Annotated in this window: 19 protein-coding genes; 9 read left to right on the top strand and 10 right to left on the bottom strand. The window is 66.9% G+C overall.

Annotated elements, in window-relative coordinates:
* Positions 1-542: 542 nt before the first annotated feature.
* The 4 genes from ULB03_RS14545 (at position 543) to ULB03_RS14530 (ending at position 4,121) form a co-directional block, all read left to right on the top strand.
* Positions 543-797: a hypothetical protein gene (locus ULB03_RS14545; RefSeq protein WP_322483865.1), complete on the top strand. Its 255-nt coding sequence runs from the start codon at positions 543-545 to the stop codon at positions 795-797.
* Positions 794-976 carry a hypothetical protein gene (locus ULB03_RS14540; protein ID WP_322483864.1) on the top strand — a complete coding sequence of 61 codons (183 nt, stop codon included), beginning with the start codon at positions 794-796 and terminating at the stop codon, positions 974-976. The genes ULB03_RS14545 and ULB03_RS14540 overlap by 4 nt, the downstream gene beginning before the upstream one ends.
* 107 nt (positions 977-1,083) lie before the next feature.
* Entirely contained in the window at positions 1,084-1,851 is a 768-nt protein-coding gene (locus ULB03_RS14535; RefSeq protein ID WP_322483863.1) for a ribonuclease T2 family protein, read from the top strand.
* Between the two features lie 380 nt (positions 1,852-2,231).
* Entirely contained in the window at positions 2,232-4,121 is a 1,890-nt protein-coding gene (locus ULB03_RS14530; protein ID WP_322483862.1) for a DUF3857 domain-containing transglutaminase family protein, read from the top strand.
* Positions 4,122-4,199: 78 nt separating this feature from the next.
* Here the strand turns inward: ULB03_RS14530 and gatA are convergent, their stop codons facing one another.
* Positions 4,200-5,684, bottom strand: coding sequence for an Asp-tRNA(Asn)/Glu-tRNA(Gln) amidotransferase subunit GatA (gatA, locus tag ULB03_RS14525; protein ID WP_322483861.1), 1,485 nt, complete (start codon positions 5,682-5,684; stop codon positions 4,200-4,202).
* Positions 5,684-5,971, bottom strand: a complete 288-nt coding sequence (gene gatC, locus ULB03_RS14520) for an Asp-tRNA(Asn)/Glu-tRNA(Gln) amidotransferase subunit GatC (RefSeq protein ID WP_322483860.1) — start codon at positions 5,969-5,971, stop codon at positions 5,684-5,686. The genes gatA and gatC overlap by 1 nt, the downstream gene beginning before the upstream one ends.
* A 101-nt stretch (positions 5,972-6,072) precedes the next feature.
* Between gatC and ruvX the strand changes: the two genes are divergently transcribed.
* Positions 6,073-6,651 (top strand): Holliday junction resolvase RuvX, encoded by a 579-nt coding sequence (ruvX, locus tag ULB03_RS14515; RefSeq protein ID WP_322483859.1) that lies wholly within the window; start codon positions 6,073-6,075, stop codon positions 6,649-6,651.
* A gap of 6 nt (positions 6,652-6,657) precedes the next feature.
* A complete protein-coding gene (locus tag ULB03_RS14510; protein ID WP_322483858.1) occupies positions 6,658-7,584 on the top strand; it encodes an AEC family transporter in 927 nt (308 codons plus the stop codon).
* A gap of 64 nt (positions 7,585-7,648) precedes the next feature.
* Here ULB03_RS14510 and ULB03_RS14505 read toward each other — a convergent pair whose 3' ends face one another.
* The 7 genes from ULB03_RS14505 to ULB03_RS14475 all read right to left on the bottom strand — a co-directional run bounded on the left by ULB03_RS14505 (position 7,649) and on the right by ULB03_RS14475 (position 20,260).
* Positions 7,649-8,971, bottom strand: coding sequence for a sugar MFS transporter (locus ULB03_RS14505; protein WP_322483857.1), 1,323 nt, complete (start codon positions 8,969-8,971; stop codon positions 7,649-7,651).
* A 135-nt stretch (positions 8,972-9,106) separates the two neighbouring features.
* Positions 9,107-10,696 carry a carboxylesterase/lipase family protein gene (locus ULB03_RS14500; protein WP_322483856.1) on the bottom strand — a complete coding sequence of 530 codons (1,590 nt, stop codon included), beginning with the start codon at positions 10,694-10,696 and terminating at the stop codon, positions 9,107-9,109.
* A gap of 79 nt (positions 10,697-10,775) precedes the next feature.
* Positions 10,776-12,995 (bottom strand): beta-glucosidase, encoded by a 2,220-nt coding sequence (locus ULB03_RS14495; RefSeq protein ID WP_322483855.1) that lies wholly within the window; start codon positions 12,993-12,995, stop codon positions 10,776-10,778.
* A 46-nt stretch (positions 12,996-13,041) separates the two neighbouring features.
* Positions 13,042-14,436: a DUF1593 domain-containing protein gene (locus ULB03_RS14490; protein WP_322483854.1), complete on the bottom strand. Its 1,395-nt coding sequence runs from the start codon at positions 14,434-14,436 to the stop codon at positions 13,042-13,044.
* Complete coding sequence (locus tag ULB03_RS14485) at positions 14,433-15,908, bottom strand: glycoside hydrolase family 30 protein (RefSeq protein ID WP_322483853.1); 1,476 nt, start codon at positions 15,906-15,908, stop codon at positions 14,433-14,435. Before ULB03_RS14485 ends, ULB03_RS14490 begins: the two co-directional genes overlap by 4 nt.
* On the bottom strand, positions 15,908-17,941 hold the full coding sequence (locus tag ULB03_RS14480) for a glycoside hydrolase family 3 protein (protein WP_322483852.1): 2,034 nt from the start codon (positions 17,939-17,941) through the stop codon (positions 15,908-15,910). The genes ULB03_RS14485 and ULB03_RS14480 overlap by 1 nt, the downstream gene beginning before the upstream one ends.
* Before the next feature lie 120 nt (positions 17,942-18,061).
* Positions 18,062-20,260 carry a TonB-dependent receptor gene (locus ULB03_RS14475; RefSeq protein ID WP_322483851.1) on the bottom strand — a complete coding sequence of 733 codons (2,199 nt, stop codon included), beginning with the start codon at positions 20,258-20,260 and terminating at the stop codon, positions 18,062-18,064.
* A 427-nt stretch (positions 20,261-20,687) separates the two neighbouring features.
* Between ULB03_RS14475 and ULB03_RS14470 the strand changes: the two genes are divergently transcribed.
* The 3 genes from ULB03_RS14470 (at position 20,688) to ULB03_RS14460 (ending at position 23,368) form a co-directional block, all read left to right on the top strand.
* Positions 20,688-20,906: a hypothetical protein gene (locus tag ULB03_RS14470; RefSeq protein ID WP_322483850.1), complete on the top strand. Its 219-nt coding sequence runs from the start codon at positions 20,688-20,690 to the stop codon at positions 20,904-20,906.
* Between the two features lie 42 nt (positions 20,907-20,948).
* The gene (locus ULB03_RS14465) at positions 20,949-21,983 is read left to right on the top strand and encodes a LacI family DNA-binding transcriptional regulator (RefSeq protein WP_322483849.1); all 1,035 of its coding nucleotides are present in this window, start codon (positions 20,949-20,951) and stop codon (positions 21,981-21,983) included.
* Between the two features lie 95 nt (positions 21,984-22,078).
* Positions 22,079-23,368, top strand: a complete 1,290-nt coding sequence (locus tag ULB03_RS14460) for an Hsp70 family protein (RefSeq protein WP_322483848.1) — start codon at positions 22,079-22,081, stop codon at positions 23,366-23,368.
* 70 nt (positions 23,369-23,438) lie between these two features.
* On the opposite strand, the gene ULB03_RS14455 is transcribed toward ULB03_RS14460, so the two are convergent.
* Complete coding sequence (locus tag ULB03_RS14455; protein ID WP_322483847.1) at positions 23,439-23,588, bottom strand: entericidin A/B family lipoprotein; 150 nt, start codon at positions 23,586-23,588, stop codon at positions 23,439-23,441.
* Positions 23,589-23,602 lie beyond the last annotated feature (14 nt).

The raw sequence follows: 23,602 nt of genomic DNA, 5'->3' as shown, positions 1-23,602 counted from the left end.
ACGCACCCGTGCATTGCACCGCAAAAACAAGGAAGCGCGAAATCGCACCTTTGGCGGAAAGTGGCAATGGGCTATTTCAGCGCAGGCGGGCGGCGAATTATTGCCTTGCTGGGGAATTTTCCCAGCAAGGCAACCATTGCCAAGAAAATTTGACTGTAATGTTACGGCTTCCGCGCCGCAATGAGGCCATTTTCCCTTGCGATAAGGGACCAGCGCCTGATCGCGAATGGCCAAGGGCCACGGACAGCGCCATTTGCCGCAGGGTCCTATCACCAACGGCGGAAGGTTCACCCGCGCGACCGTGGGCCCCCTCTTTCGTCATCCACCACGCTGATACGCCCCTCACCCGGCGGAGGTGGACCGGACGTCGCGGATAGGCATTCCGGCGCCCTCCCTAGCGCTTTGGCCGGCCTGCCGGTTGACGGTGAAACCGACCCCGCTATTTCCCGATTTCGTTACCCGGGAACGGATTTTGAAGCCGTCCGAACGGATCACGGGGTGGGCCGCCACGGTCCATCACAGAACGCCTGAGGTCGTCGGTGTTGAACGCCCTGCATAATCTACTGTCGGTCACTGTCGTTCTGTTGCTGCTGGTTCCCCTGACGGACCTGGCGATGCAGGTGCTACCGCCGGTGATCGGCGCCCTGCCGCCGTTGCTGGCGGGCCTGGTCTTCGTCGCGTTTCTCGGCCAAGCGGCCGCGGCCGTGATCCGACGCGCCAGCCCGACAGAGGGCCGCACCGAAACCGGTCCCGGTTCATCCCGTCCTGGCCCACTGCCGAAAGAGATCGCGCCATGAACGCCCCCCTTCGTTCCATCCTCTACGCCATTCTCAGCCTGCTGCTGATCATCATGCTGGTGGACCTGGCGATGAGCCTGCTGCCCCCGGTCCTGGCCGAGGCGTTGCGCATCATCGTCGGCATCGGCGTGTTCTTGTTCCTGCTGCAGTTCCTGGCCAGCCTGTTCCGACGGACGTAGCGGCCCCTCCTATCGCTTCCGTGTTCCCCATTTGGACCATTTCCCCCTTGACGCCGGCGGCTTTGTCCCACACTCCATAGGGGCGAACCGGATGGGGGATACACGCGATGCGCAAGGGTGTTCAGCAAACCGCCATGGCCGCCCTGGCGGCCTTCCTCCTGAGTGGCGGCCCCGCCCTGGCGGGGGACTCCCCCTCCATTCCGGCGGACAAGCAGACACCCGGCCATCACACCTACATGCTGGTGCTGAGCTGGGAGCCGGAGTTCTGCTACCTGCATGGCGACGGCCATCCGGAATGCGCGGCCGGCGACCGCGCCACCAGCTTCGGCGCCACCCACCTGACCCTGCATGGCCTGTGGCCTCAATGGAGCAGCGCATGCTCCCTCTCCGCCAAGGACAACGACCCGACGTGGAAGGACCGTGTGCTGCCCCCGCTGTCACCTGCGGTGCAGAGCACCTTGGCGGAGGTCATGCCCGGCATCGCCTCCGGCCTGACGCTGCATGAATGGCAGAAGCACGGCTATTGCAGCGGCCTCAGCGCCGATCAGTACTACGCCCAGGCCGGCGCGATGGTGAAGACGCTGGGCAACAGCAAGGCCGGCACGCTACTGGCCAACGCCACCGGTAAGAGCGTCACCCGCAAGGCCCTATGCGACGCGTTGGCCGCCGATTTCGGCGAGGCCGCGCGCCAGTCCGCCGTGCTGGGCACGGGCAAGGCCGCCTTCCTGACCCAGATCACCTTCACCCTCAAGGCGGCCGACGACGGCACCACCGCCCTGGACGCCGTCCACTTGACCGAAAGCCCTGCCGACCAGGCCGGCCGCTGCGACAAGGGCAACCCGGATGAGGCGCTGAAGGTGGCGGGGTTCAAGTAAGGCGGCCAAGCCTGGCGGAGACGGCCTCATTGCCCACTGGTTCGATCAGCGTTTTCTTCGATGAGTTGAAGAGCGTTGACGGCCGGGAAATGATCCAGCATGCCGTCCTGAACTTCATGGTTTTCTTTTCGATAGACCTTTACAGGGCATTGCGGCGGCGCCCTTGACGTGCGCCGCGCGCTTCAAAGCGCTTCCTTCCACGGAAACATCGCCACAGGATACCGCACAGCCCCATTTGGGCTGCCCTGCGGCATTTCAGCCGCCTGAATTTATAAAACCAATTTGCATTCTTATTTCTCAAGATAGATGTTTAATTTCACCAATGGGCAAATAATAGTCTGTTAATGTCTCATTTACACTTCCAACCAGAAAGAACAGGCATGGGCACCTCCAAAAAAGTGATGTGGGCGCTGCTGGCAGGGGCGATGGGGACACCGCTGACGGCCGCACAGGCGGCCGAAAAGCCCATCGAGTGGAAAGAATCCAGCGCTGAAATAATTGTGGAGCGCGACGGAACTTATACAAAGACCGGCCATCTGGAACTGTTGGCAAAGACCACCGCCGCCGCCCATAATATGGGTCAAATGAGCGAATATTACAGCGAGAATCTTGAAGATCTGGATATCGTCGACGCCTACACCCTGAAGGCCGACGGCCGTAAGCTGCCCGTCGACGTGAGCGCCATCCTGACGCAGGCGGCACCGGGGGCCGCCAATGTGCCGCTCTTCAGCGACTTGAAGATGAAGACCATCATCTTTCCCGACGTCGCCGCCGGGGATACTGTCGCCTATACCGCACGACACCATGTCAAGGTGCCCTTCTTCAAGGGCCAGTTCACGGACAATGTGACCTTCCCGCCCACCTGGCTGGTGCGGGATGAGCGGGCCACCATCTCCCTACCCCGGGACATGCCCCTGGCCATAGACGCGCATGGCATCTCCATCACCCAAGAGACGGCGGGTGATCGCATCCTCTATCGCTGGCAATACAGCAACCCCGATCCATTGACGGAAGATCTGGCGGCTGTCTCCCAGAAGGATCGGGGGACACGCTTCTTCGTGTCCACGTTCAAGGACTATGACAGCCTGGCCAAGGCTTACGCGGCGGAAACGGCAGCGACCGAAACCGTCACGCCGAAGATACAGGCCAAGGCCGACGAGATTACCGCCGGCGTTACCGATAAGCGGCAGCAAGCCGAGACGCTGTACGCCTGGGTCAGCACCCACATCCGGTATGTGGGGTTGGAATTTGGGAGAAACGGTATTATCCCGCACGCGGCGGAAGCCATCCTGACCAACGGGTATGGCGACTGCAAGGACCACGCCGCCCTGTTTGGCGCCCTGCTGAAGGCCAAGGGCATCGCCAGCGAATTGGTCCTGATCAACAGCGGCAATGGCTACAGCTTGCCAACAGCCCCCACCTTCGCCCAATTCGACCATGTGATCAGTTGGCTGCCAGAGTTCCATCTCTACGTCGACACCACCGCCATGGTCGCCCCCTTCGGCGTCCTGCCGTTCTCCGAATACGGCAAACCCGTCCTGCATGTCGTCTCAACCGGCGGCGCGGTGCGTCAGGTGCCGATCTTGCCGGCCGGTTCATCGCTGAAGGTCGTTGCGACCGCGAAAATGGACGCAACGGGCGCCATCACAGGCACAATGGACTCGGAGGCGAACGGCCCCTTCAGCATCGGCCTGCGAGAAACCGCCCAGAATGCGCAGGCCCAAGGCCCGGATCGTATGGCGGCGGAATACCTCCAGGCCTGGGGCTGGGCTGGCACCGGAACGTACGCTGTCAATCAATCTCCCCTGGATTTGTCCGCCAGCTACCGCATCGGCGGCACCTACAGCGCCGACCCCAAGCCGGAAATGCTGACGGGCGCGGGCTTCGCTCCACCCAACGGGTTGGAGATCGTCCGACCGATCGGCGACCTTCTGATGGGCGACCTCAATATCCCCCGGATCAAGGACACCGAGCCAACCCCCTGCTACACCGGTCATATGGAGGAAACGCGGTCGCTGGAATTGCCCGCCGGCTACACGGTGACCAGACTGCCCGGCGACGCTACCATCGCCGACGACCATCTGAAATATGTCAGCCAGTGGTCGCAGAAGGGGCAGGTGGTGACGGTGCGCCGCACCTTCGACACCCATGTCGACCAGGCCTTGTGCACCGGCGACGTGCGCAAGTCCGCCGCCAAGGCCCTGTTGGCCATCGCCGCCGATCAGCGGGCGACGATCTCCCTCATGCCGGTCAACGCCAACGGTCATTGATCCCGGCTGGGCGCACCATAGAAAAAGGCGGCGCCCGCGAGGACGCCGCCTTTTATCATTCCGGGACCGGAACAGCCCTTACGACACCAAAGGCGGCAGCGGCTGCGGGCCGGCGGCCTGTTCGATGACGTGGCCGACCTTCAGCACGGTGGCCTCATCGAACGGACGGCCCAGCACCTGCAGGCCCAGGGGCAAGCCTTCGCCGCTCAGCCCCGCCGGCACGGACAGGCCGGGCAGGCCTGCCAGGTTGGCGGGCACGGTGAAGACGTCGTTCAGGTACATGGCGATGGGATCGTCCATCTTCTCGCCGATGCCGAAGGCGGCCGACGGGGCGGTGGGCGTCAGGATGACGTCGCACTGCTCGTACGCCTTGGTGAAGTCCTCGGCGATGCGGGCCCGCACCTTCTGCGCCTTCAGGTAATAGGCGTCGTAGTAGCCGGCCGACAGCACGTAGGTGCCGATCATGATGCGGCGCTTCACCTCGGCGCCGAAGCCTTCGGCGCGGGTGTTCTCGTACATCTCCTTCAGGTCCTTGCCCTCGACGCGCAGGCCGAAGCGCACGCCGTCATAACGGGCCAGGTTGGAGGAGGCTTCGGCCGGGGCCACGATGTAGTAGGCCGGCAGGGCGTACTTGGTGTGCGGCAGGCTGATCTCCACCGGCGTGGCGCCGGCGGCCTTCAGCCATTCGATGCCCTGCTGCCACAGCTTCTCAATCTCCGCCGGCATGCCGTCGACGCGGTATTCCTTGGGAATGCCCACGCGCAGGCCGCGGATGTCGCCGGTCAGCGCGGCGGCATAGTCCGGCACCGGCAGGTCGATGGAGGTGCTGTCCTTGGGGTCGTAGCCGGCCATGGAACCCAGCATCAGCGCCGCGTCCTTCACCGTGCGGGTCATGGGGCCCGCCTGGTCCAGGGAGGAGGCGAAGGCGACGATGCCCCAGCGCGAGCAGCGGCCATAGGTCGGCTTGATACCGACGATGCCGACGAAGCTGGCGGGCTGGCGGATGGAACCGCCGGTATCGGTGCCGGTGGCGCCCAGCGCCAGGCGCGCGGCCACGGCGGCGGCGGAACCGCCCGAGGAGCCGCCGGGCACCAGCTTGCGGGTGAAATTGCCGGCCGCGTCCTTGGGCGACCACGGGCTGATCACCGGGCCGTAGTGGCTGGTGATGTTGGCCGAACCCATGGCGAACTCGTCCAGGTTCAGCTTGCCCAGCATGACGGCGCCGTCGCGGAACAGCTGGCTGGTCACCGTGCTCTCATACGGCGGGACGAAACCGTCCAGGATGTGGCTGGCGGCCGTGGTCTGCACCCCCTCGGTGCAGAACAGGTCCTTGATGCCCAGGGGCAGGCCGTCCAGGGCGCGCTGTTCGCCCTTGGCATAGCGGGCGTCGGCGGCGGCCGCCTGCTTCAGCGCCACGTCCGGCGTCTCGATGATGTAGGCGTTCAGTTCCTTGGTCGCCGCCATGGCGTCCAGGTGCGCCTGGGTCAGCTCGACGGCGGTGAACTCCTTGGCGGCCAGGCCGGCCAAGGCGTCGGCCATGGTCAGGTGGGTCAGCTTCGTCATCACTCGACAACCTTGGGCACGGAAAAGAAATTCTCGGTGGCGTCGGTGGCGTTGGCGACCACCTTTTCCGGATAACCGCCGTCGGTCACGGCGTCGGGGCGGCGGCGCAGGTTGGCCGCGACCACGCTGGTCATCGGTTCCACGTTTTGGGTGTCCACCTCGCCCAGCATTTCCACCCACGTCATGATGGTGCTGAGTTCGCCGGCCAGTTGCTCCAGATCGGAGTCCGGGACCTTGATGCGGGCGAGATGCGCGATCTTCGCCACGGTGGCCTTGTCGAGGGACATGGTGCTAAGTCTCTCCTTCGAAATAAGGAGCCACGGGGGCGATGGCAGGCGGCGTGTCGTATGCCGCCGGCCCCCGGGCGGCGCGGAAGGTAACACCCGGTATGGCGATCCGCAACCTCAGGGAACTCAAGGCCCACTTGCCCCCCGGCGGGCGGCTGATGGGCCTGGATTTGGGCTCGAAAACCATCGGCATGGCGATCTCCGATCCCGGCCTGGCGGTGGCCTCGCCCGTGGGCACCATCATGCGGCGCAAGTTCACGACGGACGTGCAGGACCTGGCCAAGGAGCTGCGCGGCCGCAACGTCGCCGGTTTCATCATCGGCCTGCCCCGCAACATGGACGGCAGCGACGGCCCGGCGGCCCAGTCCGCCCGCAGCTTCGCCCAGAACCTGATAGAGCAGCCCCACCTGCTGGGCGGCACGGTGCCGGACATCGCCTTTTGGGACGAGCGGCTGTCCACCTCGGCCGTCAGCCGCATGATGATCGACTGGGACATGACCCGCAAACGCCGGGACGAGGTGGTCGACCGCATGGCCGCGGCCTACATCCTTCAAGGCGCGCTGGACTACCTGGCGGCCCAGGCCGCGCGCGCCGCCCTGGCGGCGGCGGATGAGGCCGGCGACGGCCAGGAAGATGACCGGAACGATACTGGCCGGGATGACACAGGGCGGAATGACTGACCAGACATGCTGCAGGTCCTGACGGCGCTGGCGCCCACCTTCCTGCTGATCGCGATCGGCTTCGCCCTACGGCGGCTCAAGCTGATCGACGCCGCCTTCTGGGGCGCGGCGGAACGGCTGATCTATTACCTGCTGTTCCCGGCGCTGCTGATCGACAGCACGGCCAAGACCGACCTGTCGGGCATGGATATCTGGGCCATGGGGGGCGCCATGGTGGGGGGCATCCTGCTGGTCAGCCTGGCGCTGCAGCTGACCTGCCGGCGCCCGTCCGGTAGTGACCCGGCCTATACCTCTGTCTTCCAGGGCGCGGTGCGGGTCAACACCTACGTCGCCATGGCCCTGGGCGCCGCCCTGCTGGGCCCCCATGGCACGGCGCTCATGGCCATCGGCGTGCTGTTCTGCATGCCGATGGCGAACGTGCTCAGCATCCTGGTGATGCGGCGCCACGGCGACGTGCCCGCCGGCATGCGAGGACACCCCTTGCGTACCCTGTGGCAGATCCTCAGCAACCCGCTGGTCTGCTCCGTCATCACCGGCGCCGCCCTGAACCTGGCGGGCATCCGCCAGATCCCGGTGGTGTCGCCCGTCATGGCCGTGCTGGGCCAGGCCAGCCTGCCCCTGGGCCTGCTGGCGGTGGGGGCCGGCCTGGGCTTTTCCGCCATCCGGGGCGCCAAGGTGGCGGTGGCGATCAGCAGCGCCGCCCGGTTGGCGGTACTGCCCCTGGTGACGGCGCTGCTGGCCAGGGCCCTGGGCGTGGAAGGCAACGCCTTCACCGCCGTGGTGCTGTACAACGCGCTGCCCACCTCCGTCAGCGCCTACGTCCTGGCCCGCCAGATGGGCGGCGACGCGCCGCTGATGGCTGGCATCATCACCGTGCAGACCCTGGCGGCGGCCGTGACCCTGCCCATTGTGCTGGCGCTGGCGACCGGGTGAAAAAACAACGGCGGCGCGAGGTCACCCCCGCGCCGCCGACCTCTCTCAACGATGCTGTCGTGCCTCAGTGCATGGACACGGCGCGGGGCGCGCCGCCCTTGGCGGCGGGCTTGCCCGACAGCAGATGCAGGCCAGTCAACAGGCCATAGCCGGCGATGATGAGGTAGCAGGCCACGGGCACGATGAGGGCCAGGACCAGGCTGGTCATGTCGGCGACCTTGCCGGTGATCATGGGCACCACGGCGCCGCCGAAGATGGCCAGGCACAGCATGCCCGCACCCTGCGGCGTCTCCTCCTCCAGGCCATCGATGGCGATGGTGAAGATGGTGGGGAACATGATGGAGTTGCACAGGCCCACCGACAGGATGGTGGCCATCGCCATTGTGCCGCTGCTGGCCATGGACAGGCTGACCAACAGGGCGGCCGCCAGCGAGCACGCCATGAGCACGATGCCCGGACGGGCGAAGCGTAGAACGAAGGAACCGATGAAGCGGCCCACCATGGCGCCGAACCAATAGAGGCTGACCAACACGGCGGCCTTGGATTCCGGTGTGTTCAGCACATCATGCAGGTGAATCAGGCCGGCGACCCAGGTGCCGAAGTCCGATGCCACGTCCCGCGTGCGGTCCAGGGTCAGGTAGTTGACCATGGCGCTGCCGATGGACACTTCGGCACCGACATAAACGAAGATGGAGACGACGCCCAGGGCCAACTGGCTGTGGCGCAGCACCTTCAGGCTGAGGCCGCTACCGCCCGACTGCTGGTCGGTGGCCGTTCCCTCGCGCCCGCGCAGGAACCAGAACAGCACGGCCAGAACGATCAGCAGGCCCGCGATCATCAGGAAAGGCACATGCACGCCGCGCGCGCTGGCATCCCCATCCGCCGCCTTGGACAGGATGAAGACCGATCCCAGGATGGGGCCCAGGGTCGTGCCGAAGGAATTGAAGGCCTGGGCCAGGTTCAGGCGGCTGGACGCCGTTTCCGGCCGGCCCAACAGCGACATCAGCGGGTTGGCCGCCACCTGGAGGACGGTGATGCCGCCCGCCATGACGAACAGCGCCAGCAGGAAGGCGGCGAACAGGCCCATGCTGGAGGCCGGCACGAACAGCAGGCAACCCAGGGTCATGATGCTGAGGCCGGCCACGATGCCGCGCAGATAGCCCAGGCGCGCCAGCAGGGCGCCCGCCGGAACCGACACGACGAAGTAGGCCAGGAAGAAGGCGAACTGCACCAGCATCGCCTCGGTGTAGTTCAGCGCGAACTGTTCCTTCAGCTTGGGAATCACGGCGTCCACGATGGACGTGGCGAAGCCCCAGGCGAAAAACAGCATGACGACGATCGGGGCCAGCGACGTCATGGATTTGTTGTGGGCGGATGCGGTCGACATCGATCGTTCGTCCAGTCGGTATGGTAAGTCCGGGCCCGAGGGGTTTGACATCCACCGGGCCCGGGTTCAATGCCTATTACGACACATTCCTATTTTATTGCGTTGCGAAAAGAAATTTTTCGCAACGCACAATGATCATTTGCTCTTTTGTTCAGCGACCTTTTCCACCAGGTCCAGCCGCGCCTTGAGCGGATCATCCTCCAGCACCGGCCCCTTGAGGCCGAACTCCATCAGACGTTCGTCCTTGCCCGCCTTGAAGGGGGCCCAGGCGGGCAAGCCCGCCGGATCGGGCTTGCCGGTCTTGGCGAAGGCGACCCAATAGGCGTGCGCGGCCTTGGCGGCGGCGGCATCGTCAGCCGTCAGGGCGTCACCGTAACGCGCCTTGACGGTATCGAAGACGAAGGGGATTTCCGTCGCGTGCGGGGTGCCCCACCATTCCTTGCGCATGCTCTCCGCCACGTAGGAATAGCGGAAAAGATACACGGGCGACTTATGGGCCGACAGCAGGCGGGCGGTGTAGCGCGCGGGCTCGATGAACATGGCGGCACCGGCGGCGCGGTGACCGATCAGCTTCACGTCGCGCGTGCCGTCCGGGTCCAGCAACGCCAGGGCCTGGTCGCGCTCGGCACCGAAGGGGGCCAGGACGCTGTCCAGCGTTCCGCCGAAGAAGAAGCCATCGGCCCCGGTGGCACCCACCATCACCGGAACATCGGCCCCCTTCCCGGCCGCATAGGCCAGGACCGGGGCGGCATACTGCACCACCGCGCCATCGACCATGGGGCCGGCATAGGTCGGGGTGTTCATGGTGGCCATGTTGAGGCCATCCACCACGGTATCAGCCGGCAAGGCCCGCAGCGCCGCCAGGCCGGAAGCGCCGGTGTCGCTGATGCCGTGCTGGACGGCATAGGCCACACCCGCCTTTTCACCCGACGGCGCGTCGCCCTCCGCATGCACGGGCGGGGTCGGCAACAGGCGCTCACGCCCCGCACCCGACTGGATGATGCCCCGGTTGAACAAGCCCTTGGCCAAGGGCGAGGTCAGCAGCATGTGCACCGAGACACCGCCAGCGGATTCGCCGAAGACGGTGACGTTGTCGGGGTCGCCGCCAAAAGCGGCGATGTTGCGCTTCACCCAATGCAGGGCGGCCAACTGGTCGAGATAGCCGAAGTTGCCGGTGGGGCCCTGGCCCGCCTCCGCCGTCAAGGCGGGGTGGGCGAAGAAGCCGAAGCGGCCGACGCGGTAATTGAAGCTGACCAGCACCACGCCGTCACGGGCGAAGTTGGACCCGTCATAGACGGCGGGCGAACTGCCGCCGTTGACGAAGCCGCCGCCATAAATCCACACCATCACCGGGCGCTTGGCCGCCGGCTTGGCGGCCGTGTCCGCCGGCGCCCAGACGTTCAGGTACAGGCAATCCTCCGCCGGGGGCACGCCCAGCGGGGCCGCGTCGCCCGGCAAGGGCTTTTGCATGCAATCGGCGCCGTATTGCGCGCCGGAGCGCACGCCGGTCCAGGCGGCGGCGGGCTGGGGCGGGCGCCAGCGCAGGGGGCCCACCGGCGGGGCGGCGAAAGGAATACCCTTGAACGCCGCGACCCCCTCCGTGACGACGCCCGACACCTTGCCCTGTTCCACCTGGGCCACCGGCGCCTCGGCCGCCAGGGCGGGCCCGGCCAGCAGCAGCGCCAGCGCGGCGCCGCCCATCAACCGCCTCATCATCTTCAACATCACATTCCCCTCGTCAGGATCAGTACCGCCAGTGCCAGCAATAGCCGGCACCGGCGGCAACCCAAGGTTCCAGGAAGGCTTATGGCCGCCGTGTGGACGCGGTCACCGCCGCACCGCCCTTCAGCGTCAGGTCCGTGGCCGATGCGCCGACGGCCACCTGATACTCGCCAGCCTTCACCTGCCAGGCATGGGCGCCCTCGTCGAAGCTGCCCAGCAGGCGGGTATCGGCGGTGACGGTCACGCGCTTTTTCTCGCCGGGGGCCAGCGACACCTTGGACCAGCCGATCAGCCGTTGCGTCTTGGTGCCGGCGGCATTGGTCAGATAGACCTGGGGCACGTCCTGGCCCGGGCGCTTGCCGGTGTTGGCCACCTCGAAGCTGACGGTCAGCGTGTCACCGCCCGTGACCTTCACATCGCTGTAGGCGAAGTGGCTGTAGCTGAGACCGTAGCCGAAGGGGAACAGGGGCTTGGCCCCCGTCTTGGCATAGTGGCGATAGCCGACGTCGGCGCCCTCGGTATAGGTGATCTCGGCCGGGCTGAACTCCGGCTTGTCGGCACCAGGAATGTCCCTGCGCAGCAACTGGGCGTCGCTCGCCGGGAAGGTGATGGGCAGGCGGCCGGACGGGTTGGCGTCGCCGAACAGGATGTCGGCGATGGCCTCACCACCCCGGCTGCCGGGATACCAGGCCTCCACCACGCCCGCCACCTTGTCCAGCCAGGGCATATGCACCGGCCCGCCCGTCTCCAGCACCACGATGGTGTTGGGGTTGGCGGCGGCAACGGCGGCGATCAGGGCGTCCTGGCCATTGGGCAGGCTGAGGTCCGGCGCGTCGGCGCCCTCGCTCATCCACTGGGTGGCGAAGACGACGGCGACGTCGGTGCTCTTGGCCAGGGCCGCGGCCTCCGCCGGATAGGCGCCATCGGTGTAGCGTACCTGTTTCTCCCCCGCCTTGGCGCGGATAGCCTTCAGGGGGGAGGACGCGTGATAGACCACGGTGCGGAAGGCGCCCATCATGCCGTCGCCGCCCAGGGGGATGCTGGCGCCGGGGCCGGCATCGGACACCACCTGCGACGACCCGCCACCCGACAGCACACCGACATTGGCGAAGCCACCGATGACCGTGATGGTCTTGCCTTTCGCCGCCAGCGGCAGAAGGTCGGCCTTGTTCTTCAGCAGGACGATGCCCTCCGTCCCGGCGGCCTTGGTGACCTGGGCGTGGGCGTCGAAATCGATGGGCGCCTTGGCCGCCGGGTTGTCGAACAGCCCGGCCGCGAACATGGAGCGCAGGATGCGCCGCGTCATGTCGGACAGGCGCTCCGCCGGCACGGTCTTATCCTGGACGGCGGCCTTCAGCGGCTCATTGAACCAGACCTTGCCAGCAGGGCTCAGCATGACGTCGATCTGCTCCCCCAATTCCTGGTCCAGGCCGTTCACGGCCGCTTCGACGCCATGGACGGCCCCCCAGTCGGACATGACCCAGCCGGGATAGGCCCAGTCGGTCTTCAGCACCTTGTTCAGCAGGAAGGGGTTGTCGCAGGCATAGGCGCCGTTGACCTTGTTGTAGGCGCACATGACGGAGCCGGGCTTGCCCTTCTCGATGGCGATCTGGAAGGCCAGCAGGTCGCTTTCGCGGGCGGCCGCCTCGCCGATCTTGACGTCCAGGGTCATGCGCTGGGTTTCCTGGTCGTTCACCGCGAAGTGCTTGATGGTGGAAACGACGTTCTGGTCCTGGATGCCGCGGATGGACTCACCGCCCAGGATGCCAGCCAGCAGTGGGTCCTCGCCGAGATATTCGAAGTTGCGGCCGTTGCGCGGATCGCGCGCCAGGTTGACGCCACCGGCCAGCAGGACGTTCAGGCCCTTGGCGTGCGCCTCCTTGCCGATCATGGCCCCGCCCTTGTAGGCGGTATCGGGGTTCCAGGTGGCCGCGAGCGACAGGCCGGACGGCAGGGCCGTGGACGGGTCGCCCGGGCGCACGTTCATGGGGTTGGCGACCCCCAGGCTGGCGTCGCTTTCCTGCAAGGCCGGGATGCCCAGGCGCGGCACGCCGGGAATGTAGCCGGCGGAGCCGATGGCCCCCTCGGGCAGCTTGGCGCCCAGGAAAGGCATGGCCATGGGCCCATGCACCAGGCCGATGCGCTCATCGAGCGTCAGTTCCTTATTCAACAGGTCCGCGCGCTGATCCGGCGACAGCTTGGTGTCCATCCACGGCCGGGCGCCATCGGCGGCCAGCGCGGCGGTGGCGAGGGAAAGCGACAGGGCCGTGCCCATCAGCAAGGAGCGGGTGCGTGCGGTCATGAGGTGCGTTTCCGTCAGGTTGTTGTGCTTAAGGAAGAAGAAAAGGTCATGCGGGCGGCACGTCGACGATGACGCGGCGATAGCGGGTCAGCGGCAGCGTGCCGCCGCCGGTCACTTCCAGGATCAGGTGCAGGCGCTGCGGCCCTGGCAGCAGGGGCGGCGCCGTGGGCGCGGTGATGACGGCCTTGGGCCCATCCGCCCCCTGGATGGCCAGTTCCGGCACCACCACCAGGGCGTCCTGCCAGGTGCTGGGTTCCTTGTACTGCCACCAGCGGAAGGTCAGCGGACCGCCATCGGGGTTGACCGAGGCGCCGGCATCCAGGGTCAGGCTGGCCCCAGGCTTCAGCGTCACCGCGATGGGATCGTCGCCCGCCTGCCCGTTGACCACCACCCGCGGCGGATGGGACGCCTGGGCGCGATCCGCTGTCAGGGTCCAGCCGATGCGGGCGGCGAAATCGTTCTGGTAGGCTTGGCGCCAGCGCCAGATCGTGGCCTGGGCGCTACGGTGGGGCTGGCCATCGGCGCCGATGGCCGTGTCGACGACATCGGTATGCAGGCCCAGCCCATCGGCGGCCAGGCCGTACCGGCCACCCCAGCCGCCGTAATCGGGGTGGTCCGGCACGTTCAGCCCGTTGGCGACCAGGTACAGGAAGGACGGGGTGTCGCCCTCCATGATGTATTTCCACTGGGGATAAAGGCCGCCCAAGGGGCCCTTGCGGATATGGGCGTCCAGCCATTCATGGGAGACGGAGGCGCCATCCGGGCCGGGGAATTGGTAGAAGCCTTCGCCCGAGATGCCGGTCCAGGTGGCGGTGGAGTAGTGGCTGAAGGCATGGATGCTGCCGATCCAGAACAGCCCGGGATGCCGCGTCCTGATCCAGGGGCCGCTGTCATCCTGGTCGGAAATGGCATAGACCCGCAGCCGCGAAACGAAGGCCGCCACCTGATCGGGCGTGCGGGTGGCGCCCACATGGTACAGGGCCTGGGCCAGCACGTTGGCGCCACCCCAGATGGTGACCCACAGGGGCCGGGGATCGGGATCGTCCACGGCCGCGATCAGCGCGGTGGACGCGGCGCTGTCGTGCCCCTCGCCCACGCCCGCCAAGCCGTAGACCGCCGGCCCCGCGGTGACGCGGGCCATCAGCGCGGCCGCCTCGGGATAGGCCGGGTCGTGGGCGCGCAGGTTGGGCAACACCTGGCCATAGGCGGCGATGCGTTCCCGCAGCCGTTCTGGATGCACCTGGTCCCGAAGCCAGGTGGAGGTGGTGGCGGCCACGCCGGCCACATCCATCTGATCGGTGTACAGCAAGAAGCGGACGAAGGATTCCTCGTCATCCGGCTCGTTGGCGATGTCCGTCAGGACGAAGACGCGGGGCTTGGGCGCTGCATGGGCCGTCCAAGGCACCAGGGCGACGAGCAGGACAAGCGACAGAATCTTCATAACAACCTCCCCGGAACGACGAAGGTGTTGAAGCTGTCGGCCGGCAGGCGGGCCGTCAACAGACGGTCCCCCACCTTGACGCGGATGAGCTGGGGGGCCGCCATCTCGTTCTGGACGACGATGACCACCCCGCCATCCGGGTTGCGGAAGGCCAGTTGGTTCTCAAACCCCGTGAAGCTTTCCGCCGGCAACAGGCGCGCGCCGGGCCGCACCGGGTGGCTGAGGTGTCTCAGCACCTGGAAATCAGGGTTGAAGCGCACCTTGCCGGACGGGCCATCCACGGTCACCAGGGCGTTCTGGGGCCAGCCCCACCCGCTCATCCCGCCCGTGGGCATAACCATGTTCCAATATTGCCAGGCGCTGGCCCCGTTCAGCAGATAGCGCTTCATCAGGTCCCAGCCATAGCGGGCGTAATGCCAATCGTTGGTGCCGGTGCCGCATTCCTGCTCCGATCCCCAGATGGCCAGGTCGGGATGGCGGTCACCGATGATGGGCAGCGCCCCCTTGCCGGCCCACTGCACCCCCACGCCCCGGATCAGCGGGCCGGCGGCCGGGTCGCGCATCACCCGGCTCAGCAGGTCGGCGTTGGCCCGTTCCAAGGTGCCGAAATAGAGGGTGACGCCCACCTTCTCCATCTCCCGCCCCAGATGGGGTAGGAAGCGGGCCAGGCCGGCGGGCGTCCAACAGCAGCTGGGGAAAGGCTGGGCGGAGTTGAACTCGTTCTGGGGCATCACCGTGCCGATGGGGATGCCAGCCTCGGCATAAGCCTCGACATACCGCCGGAAATAGCGGGCGTAGGCGTCGAAATAGCGGTCGTCCTGGATGAAGTAGTCCTGGCCTTCCTTGCCAACCTGATCCGGCTTCAGGCCGTTGGCTGGCTGCCCCGGCCAGGCGGGCGTCATGGCGTAATGACGGTTGGTCTTCATCCAGGTGGGCGGGCTCCACGGCGACGCCCACAGCCGCAGGTCCGGCTGGCGGGCCCGCGCCTCGCGGATGAAGGGGATCAGCGTCTCGTGGTCATTGGCGACGCTGAAATGGTCGAGCGCGAAGTCGCCGTCCACCTCGTCATAGCTGTACCAGCCCCGGGCGATGTCGTTGGCGCCCATCGGCGTGCGGCAGAGGGTGAAGCACAGCCCCGCCTCCGGGCCCTCCCCTGGCGCGAACAGGGCATCGAGGACGGCGGCCCGCTGGGCCTCAGGCAAGGTCCGCAGCGCCTCCCAGCCCTTCTCGCTGAAGGCGCCGCCGAACCCCACCATGGTCTGCTGCGGACGATCCAGCCGAACCTCGACGTCCCGGCCAAAGGGATCGGACCCGGCGGCGGCCCATTCAGCACCCGGGAGCGATACCCAGGCCGCCGTCTGGGTGGTGCATCGCCATTCGATCCCGCCCGTCCCGGCGGCCAGGGCCAAGCGGCTGCCGGCAACGACCGTGGCGGCACCGGCGGCGGCCACCAACTCCCGCCGGTTCATCATCACCGCTGCCCCGCCTTGGCGCCGCCAGCCCCCAGGCGATACAGCGGATCCGTGCTGTCATACGGCACGTCCGACGCCTGGGCGGCCACCGCCGCCATGCTGCGCGGCAGTTCGAACGGCAGGCGCCCCTGGGCCAGCGCCTTGCCCGTCACCACGTCCAGGAAGGCCTGGTCGCTGACGCCGAAATCAACGTACAGGCGAGCGGCCTTGTCACGGATGTTGGTCAGGATGGCCGGCCGGTCCAGATAGACGCTGACCACCGCCGGCACCTTGGCGGCGGCCACGGCCTTCAGCGCCTCATAATCCGCGTTGCCGTCGTGGAAGCCCAGGTCACCCTCGTGCTGCAGGCTGCCGAAGGTGTAGTTGGGGTGCAGGGTCTGGAAGGGCGCGGACAAGCGCAAGATCGCGACCTCCGCCTTCTTCAGGTCGTCCACCACCACCAGGCCGGCGGCCTTGGCGGCCTCGGGCGAGACGCCGCGCAGGAAAACCTTGCGGCCGGTGAGTGGCACGGGGCCCTTGCCCGCCTCCAGCAGGACCATGGACCGGGATTGCGCGGCCAGCCCCTCGGCCAGGAACTGCGGGGTGCCCACCACCTTGGCGGCGGCCTGGGCGTCCACATACGGGTTCTCGAACAGCCCCTGACGGAACTTGAGCGCCAGGATGCGGCGCACCGACTGGTCCAGCCGCGCCTCCGTCACCAGGCCTTGCTTCACGGCGGCCAACAGGGGGGCCGGATCGTCCACGCCGCCGAACTGGTCCAGGCCGGCCTCCAGCCCCTTGGCGAAACGGGCCGGGGTGGACAGATCCTCGACACCCCAGGCGGTGGAGAAGTCCTTGAAGCTGGGCCGTTCCCCCGCTGGGAAGCCGTTGCGGCAAACCGCGTTGCAGTCGTTGGCGATGGCCCAGTCGGACAGGATGACGCCCTGGAAGCCATAGGTGCCGCGCAACAGGTCGGTCAGGAGCCAGTGGTTGAAGCCCGCGCCCACCTGCTCCACCGGCTTACCGTCCACCACCATCTCTTTCAGGATGGAATAGGTGGGCATGACCCCAGCGACATGGGCGGCGAAGGCGCCCTTGAAGGGGAGGACGTGCAGGTCGAAATGGGCGGGCCGCACCAGGGAATAGCGGCCATAGCTGTTGTGGCTGTCGAAGCCCTCCGCCGCCGCGCCGTAGCCCACCCAATGCTTCACCACCGCCGAAACGCCAGTGGCTCCGGGACCGTCATCGCCCCCCTGGAAGCCCTCGACATAGGCCTGCACCAGGCGGCCATCCAGGGCCGGGTCCTCGCCAAAGGTGCCGTTGATGCGGGACCAGCGCGGCTCCGTCGCCACGTCGGCCTGGGGCGACAGGGTTTGGTGGATGCCCACCGCCCGGTATTCCTGGCGGGCGATGTCGGCGAAGCGGCGCACCAGGGCGGGGTCGCCGATGGCGCCCAGGCCCAGCGGCTCCGGCCATTGCGAGAAGCCGGCCGACAGCTGGCTGGCGCCCGCCGTCACCTGGAAATGATTGCGCGGGTCGGTGCTGAGGGTCAGCGGAATGCCCAGGCGTCCGCCTTCGGCCACCGCTTGCAGGCCATTGTCCTGCTCCGCCAATTGCGCCGGCGGGGTCGCCTGGCGCGTGATCAGGGTCGTGATGCCCAGATCGCGGATCATGTGGGTGGCCAGCGTAAAGTCGTAGGGCCCGCGCATGGTGGCGAAGGAGAAGCCGCCCTCCGGCGGCACGGTGCCGTGCAACAGGGTGCCGGCCTTTTCCTCGACCGTCATGCGGGTCAGGAGGTCGGCCACACGGGTATCGACCGGCAGGCGCCAATCCTCGTACGGATCCAGCGTGCCGTTGCCGTTCAGGTCGCGGAAGGATAGGCCATCCACCGTCAACAAGGGCTTCACCCGGCTGCCCAGCACCGGCTGCGGCGGCGCGCCCCAGGCGGGCACGGCCACAGGCGTGGCCAGCAGCACGCTCAGGGTCACCACGGTGGCCAAGCGCGGGGTGGCCAGGCGGAGGGCGGTAACGCGGCGGCGGATCGGCAGGGGCATGGGTCTCATCATCCCGTCGGTTGGAAACGAACCGGAAAAAGGGGCGTGCCGCCGGGGAAGGAGGTTCCTGCGGCACGCCCAGGGGAGTGAGGCAATAGCCTCGGGGGTCGGGGTAAAGGGTTAGAAGTTGGCCGAGACCCTCACGCCGAAGGTGCGGGGCGGGGCATAGGCGCCAGAGCCGGCCAGGCGGTTGCCGGACCCGTTGGTGTCGGGGTTGGCCACGACCAGCACGGCGTTGTTCTCCAGGTTGCGGACATAGGCCATGACCCGCCAGCGGCGGTCGGCGTCGTCATAGGCCAGCGACAGGTTGGTCTTGGTGTAGGCCTTCTGCTCGGTGACGGCGAAGTTGCGATAGTCCAGGTTCTGGTCCCCGACATAAACGCTGTCGACACGGGCGGTGATCATGGCGCCGGAGGCCAGATCCCACATGTGCTGGTAGCCCAGGTTGATGGTCCACTCCGGCGACTTGGCCAGCCGGTTGCCGGTGTAGACGGCGGCGCTGTTGGGGTGGAAGACATCGCCCGTGGCCAGGATGAAGTCGGTGTAACGGGCATGGATGTAGGACACGCTGCCGTCCACCCGGTCGCTGCCGGTCAGCAGGGCGGCGCCCTCCACCTCCACACCGTAGACCTCGGCCGTGCCGGCGTTGACCGTGACGGTGGACGCCTGGCCCGCAACCTGGCCGATGGCGCTGACCTGGAAGTCCCGGTAGTCATAGTAGAAGCCCGTCAGGTTCAACTGCAGCCTCTTGTCCATGAACTGGTTCTTCAGCCCCACTTCGTAGGCGGTCAGCTTTTCCGGCTGGTAGGGGTTGTTGTTGGGCGGCTGGCCATCACCATAGCCACCCGCCTTGTAGCCCGTGCCGACCGAGGCGTAGAGCATGCTGTCGGGCGCCAGGTCGTATTCGGCGCCAGCCTTCCAGTTGGTGGAATTCCAGCTCAGATCCGCGTCGTTGAGATACAGCGGGGAGCCGCCGACATAGGTGTTGCCGACAATGTGGCCGAAGGCCTCGGTGGCGCCGGTGCGGGCCTTGGCGTCCTCGGTATAGCGCAGGCCGCCCGTCACCCGCAGGCTGTCGGTGAGGCTGTAGGTCGCCTGGGCGAAGGCCGCCTTGGACTCCTCCGACACCTTGGGCTGGACGAAGGCCAGCGAGGTGATGCCGGCAACGGGGTCCAACGCGAACAGGACGTCGTTGTTTTCCTTGAAATAATAGAGGCCCGCCACCCACTTCAGCGGTCCGTCGCTGTTGGCCAGCCGCAATTCGTGCGAGGTCTGGTTCTCGTCGGAGCGGAAGATGGTGGACGCGCAATAGGGACCGGATGGCGCCTGGCAGGTGCCGCTTTGCGTGGAACCACCGTGGGTCCGGTCAGTATCCTCGCGATAGCTGCCGACATAGGTCAGCGTGGCGAAGCCAAGGTCCCAATCGGTGGTCAGCCCCACGCCCTTGTTGGTGTGGTTCAGGCTGCCGTCCGCCGACATGGGGAAGGTATAGGGCGAGCCGAACTTGGCGTACTGGCCGATGGGCCCGTTGGCATAGCCCACGCCACCCTCGTGGAACACATCCAGCGACAGCAGGGCCTTGAACGTCTCGCTGGGCTTCAGCTGGATTTGCAGGCGGCCGGCCTGGGTATCCTCGTCATTGAAATCACTGGAGCGGCCGTTGTTGGTATAGCCGTCGTGGCGGCTGGTCTGGAAGGCGGCGCGGACGGCCAGGGTATCGGTCAGCGGCACGTTGAGCATGCCGGACGTCTGCAGGCTGTTGTAGTTGCCGTAATCCAGCGAGGCGTTGCCTTCAAACTTGTCGCTGGGACGCTTGGTGATGACGTTGATGCTGCCGGCGGTGGCGTTGCGGCCATACAGCGTGCCCTGGGGCCCGCGCAGCACCTCGATGCGGTCGACGTCGTACAGCGCGCCGATGGCGGCGCGGGAGCGGGCCATGTAGACGCCATCGACGTTGAAGGCCACGGCGGGGTCGCCGACCTCGGTGTCGTTGGTGCTGCCGATGCCGCGGATGGCGATCTGGACGGAACCGCCGTTATTGCCCACGGCCAAGCCGGGCACCATGTTGTTCAGGTCGGTCGAGCTGGACACGCCGCGCTGCTGCAGGGTGTCGCCGGAAAAGGCGGTGATGGCGATGGGGGTCCGCTGCGTCGTTTCCTCACGCCGCTCGGCGGTGACGACAATGTCTTCCAGTTGCTGCTGGGCAGATGCCCCCTGGGGCGCGTTCTGCGGAGCGGGCGCGGTGGCCGTCTGGGCCAGAGCGGGCGCGGTGATCAGGCTGGCCAGCGCGGTGGCGGCCAACAGGGCGTATGTACGCATTTCTCCCATTTCTCCCAATTCTGCTTCTTTATTGTTGTCGTCGCGGGGGACAGCCCCCAGGTGGCGGACCCTCGAGGCCTCTGTCGTGCCTCTTCGGGGTTCGCTTGAGCATGAGCATCCCCACGCCAGCCCCGGGGTTTCAGGGCTGGACGGCGCCACAAGCGGGCGCACCGCGGCGTGCACCGCGACGATGGCCACTGACAGGGGCCACTGTCAGGGGCCGCCGACGGGGATGGTTCGGGTTCCAGGCGAGACCCGTTCCTTCACCGTCGCCTTGGGTCGGCGCGATGGCTCATATCCGATGATGGTCGTTTAAAGGCGGCCGCCTTACTGGCTGACCTCGCGCCTGAACGCCCGTGCGTCACGCATGGTTGTCTCTCCCGTTTGTTTGGGCCCCGCCTTGTCGTTTCGGTCTTTCAGGGTCGCGATGACAGCGCTGTCCCCGATGCCTAAAAAATATTGGGCCCTTGTTTGGCCCCTTTTTGTTATCATCGAGAACAAGACCGCGCAAGAGGATTTCTTCGGCCCTGCCAATCCCGACATGCCGTTTCCATTCCCCACGCCCATGGGCTTTCAGGCGCTATCTTTGCAGGACGCCGGTGATATGATCCCGACGCCGTCCAGGGCACCACGGACGCGGCGGTGATAGGCGTGCTAGGGCATTAAGTCTGGTTGGAGTTGAGGCGCATTGAGCAAGGCCACCATTTACGATGTCGCCCGCGTGGCCAACGTCTCGATCAAGACGGTGTCCCGTGTCCTCAACGGTGAGCCGAAGGCCAGCCCCGAGACCCGTGCCCGGGTGATGGAGGCGGCCCGCACCCTGAACTACACCCCCAGCCTGTCGGCCCGGGCCCTGTCGGGATCGCGCAGCTTCCTGATCGCGCTGGTCTCCCCCGGCGGCGTTTCGGACAACGCCATGTTGTACATCACCGAACTGCAGTTGGGCGCCATCCAGGCCTGTCGCGCCGGCGGCTATCATTTGGTGACGGAATACGTGGATCTGGGGGCGTCCGACTTCAGCGCCCTGACGGAGACGCTGGTGTCCACGTTGCGGGTGGACGGCGTCATCCTGATCCCGCCCTTGTGCGACAACCCGCAGCTATTGTCCCTGCTGGCCGACCGCGGCATCAACTGCGTGCGCATCTCCCCCACCCTGGATGCCAACGGTGACGACAAATGGGGCTGGGGCGTGGATATCGACAACTACCAGGCCGCCTTCCAGATGACGCGCCACCTCATGGACCAGGGGCACCGCGACATCGGCTTCATCCAGGGCCACCCCTTGCACGCCGCCGCCGCCCAGCGTGAGGCGGGCTATCGGGACGCCCTGTTCGACGGCGGCCCCATTCCCGAGCGGCTGATCCAGCCGGGGATGTTCACCTTCGACAGCGCCCTGCCCGCCGCCCGCGCCCTTCTGTGCCAGAAGCAACGCCCCACCGCCATTTTCGCCGCCAACGACAGCATGGCGATGGCGGTCCTGTCCGTGGCGTATAAGATGGGCATCCCCGTGCCCAGCGCCCTGTCGGTCGCCGGCATCGACGACCTGCCCGCCGCCAGTGTCGTTTGCCCGCCCCTGACCACGGTGCGCCAGCCGGTGGTGGAAATGGGGGCGGCGGCGGCCCGCTTCATCATCAACCGCACCGCCGGGCAGGTGGGCAACTACCTGAAGCAGGTGTTCGATCATAGCCTGGTGGTCCGGGAATCGACGGCCCCGCCGGCGTGACCGCCCTTTTTCCTGGCGGCCCAGAATGATTTCCGTTACAAACCGCGCCCCCAATTAAAAATCCGATTGTTTCGGCCGTCGTTGGAGCGCGCATCATGGGCTATTGCGGCCTGGACTTTGGAACGTCGAACAGCACCCTGGGCATCGTTGACGTCCTTGATGGGCACGAGCCTCACGCCCGCCTGCTGCCGCTGGAGGGAGAGGAAACGACCCTACCCAGCGCGCTGTTCTTCGACTTCGCCGCGAAGCGCGAGGAGTTCGGCCGCGCCGCGATCCAGATTTACGCGGAGGGCGCCGACGGCCGCCTGATGCGGTCGCTGAAATCGGTGCTGGGCACCGACCTGATCGACATGGAAACGCAGCTGGACCGGCGGCGCATCAGCTTCCGCGACGTGCTCAAGACCTTGTTGCGGGAGATCAAGCGCCGGGCCGAAGAGCAGGCCGGCCGCCCCCTGACCCAGGTGGTCCACGGCCGCCCCGTGCATTTCGTGGATGGCGACGACGCGGCCGACCGGCGGGCGGAGACCGCGCTGGCGGAAATCGCGCGCGACATCGGCTACACCGACGTCTCCTTCCAGTTCGAACCCATCGCCGCGGCCCTGGACTATGAGCGCCAGGTGAACGCGGAAGAGATCGCGCTGATCGCCGACATCGGCGGCGGCACCTCCGACTTTTCCATCGTGCGCATTGGGCCGGAGCGGCGGCGAATGGCGGACCGCGGCAAGGACATCCTGGCCAGCACCGGCGTGCGCATCGGCGGCACCGATTTCGACCGTCTGCTGTCGCTTCACGGCGTCATGCCGCACCTGGGTCACCAGTCGCCCATGAAGCGCGCCGGCCTGCTGGCCCCCAACAGCTATTTCAACGACTTGGCGACCTGGTCCAAGATCAACTTCCTCTACGCCCCAAAGGTCATGGCTGAACTGCGCCAGGTGCTGCGGGAATCCGCCCGCCCCGAGCTGATCGAGCGCCTGATCCATGTGGTGGAGGAGCATCTGGGTCACCGCGTCGCCATGACGGTGGAGCGCACCAAGATCCGCCTCAGCGCGACTGCGGCCCAGCCGGGCGGGGCGGATCTGGTGGTCGAGATTCCGTTCGACTTCATCGAGCGAGGCCTGGTCATGCCCTTCACCGTCCCCGGCTTCGCCGCCGCGACCACCCCGCTGACCGACGGGATCGCCGGCATGATCCGCAAGGCGCTGGCCGACAGCGGCCTGGCCCCCGACAAGATTGACGCCGTGTTCCTGACCGGCGGTTCCACCCTGCTGCCCAACGTCCGGGCCAGCATCCTGCGCGAACTCCCCGCCGCGCGGGTGGTGGAGGGCGACAAGTTCGGTTCCGTCGGGCTGGGCCTGACGCTGGAGGCCATGCGCCGGTACGGTTGATGCCAACAGCAAAACACCCGCCGGGGAACTCCTCGGCGGGTGTTTTCTTGAGAGGCCAGTCTCAGCAAGGTCACGGCGTGTCCTTGTGGGCCTCCTTGCTGATGGCGTCGCCGGTCGCGGAAATGTCCTGGCCGGCGCCGGCGGTCGTATGGCAGGCGCTGACCAGCGCCCCCATGCCCAGCATGGATAAAAGAACAAGCGCGCGCAGTTTGGTAGACATCGTGGCCCTCCTCA

Origin of the sequence: Nitrospirillum goiasense, from assembly GCF_034427435.1 — a bacterium.
GTDB lineage: Bacteria > Pseudomonadota > Alphaproteobacteria > Azospirillales > Azospirillaceae > Nitrospirillum.
Note: the sequence above shows the minus strand (reverse complement) of the source record. Positions and strands in the feature narration are given on the sequence as shown.

Coding starts and splice junctions, on each gene's coding strand:
- ULB03_RS14485 (WP_322483853.1), bottom strand. CDS start 15,908: ATGATGAACCGGCGGGAGTTGGTGGCCGCCGCCGGTGCCGCCACGGTC.
- ULB03_RS14490 (WP_322483854.1), bottom strand. CDS start 14,436: ATGAAGATTCTGTCGCTTGTCCTGCTCGTCGCCCTGGTGCCTTGGACG.
- ruvX (WP_322483859.1), top strand. CDS start 6,073: ATGGCGATCCGCAACCTCAGGGAACTCAAGGCCCACTTGCCCCCCGGC.
- ULB03_RS14540 (WP_322483864.1), top strand. CDS start 794: ATGAACGCCCCCCTTCGTTCCATCCTCTACGCCATTCTCAGCCTGCTG.
- ULB03_RS14455 (WP_322483847.1), bottom strand. CDS start 23,588: ATGTCTACCAAACTGCGCGCGCTTGTTCTTTTATCCATGCTGGGCATG.
- ULB03_RS14470 (WP_322483850.1), top strand. CDS start 20,688: ATGACAGCGCTGTCCCCGATGCCTAAAAAATATTGGGCCCTTGTTTGG.
- ULB03_RS14475 (WP_322483851.1), bottom strand. CDS start 20,260: ATGCGTACATACGCCCTGTTGGCCGCCACCGCGCTGGCCAGCCTGATC.
- ULB03_RS14535 (WP_322483863.1), top strand. CDS start 1,084: ATGCGCAAGGGTGTTCAGCAAACCGCCATGGCCGCCCTGGCGGCCTTC.
- gatA (WP_322483861.1), bottom strand. CDS start 5,684: ATGACGAAGCTGACCCACCTGACCATGGCCGACGCCTTGGCCGGCCTG.
- ULB03_RS14530 (WP_322483862.1), top strand. CDS start 2,232: ATGGGCACCTCCAAAAAAGTGATGTGGGCGCTGCTGGCAGGGGCGATG.
- ULB03_RS14500 (WP_322483856.1), bottom strand. CDS start 10,696: ATGTTGAAGATGATGAGGCGGTTGATGGGCGGCGCCGCGCTGGCGCTG.
- ULB03_RS14495 (WP_322483855.1), bottom strand. CDS start 12,995: ATGACCGCACGCACCCGCTCCTTGCTGATGGGCACGGCCCTGTCGCTT.
- ULB03_RS14505 (WP_322483857.1), bottom strand. CDS start 8,971: ATGTCGACCGCATCCGCCCACAACAAATCCATGACGTCGCTGGCCCCG.
- ULB03_RS14460 (WP_322483848.1), top strand. CDS start 22,079: ATGGGCTATTGCGGCCTGGACTTTGGAACGTCGAACAGCACCCTGGGC.
- ULB03_RS14480 (WP_322483852.1), bottom strand. CDS start 17,941: ATGCCCCTGCCGATCCGCCGCCGCGTTACCGCCCTCCGCCTGGCCACC.
- gatC (WP_322483860.1), bottom strand. CDS start 5,971: ATGTCCCTCGACAAGGCCACCGTGGCGAAGATCGCGCATCTCGCCCGC.
- ULB03_RS14510 (WP_322483858.1), top strand. CDS start 6,658: ATGCTGCAGGTCCTGACGGCGCTGGCGCCCACCTTCCTGCTGATCGCG.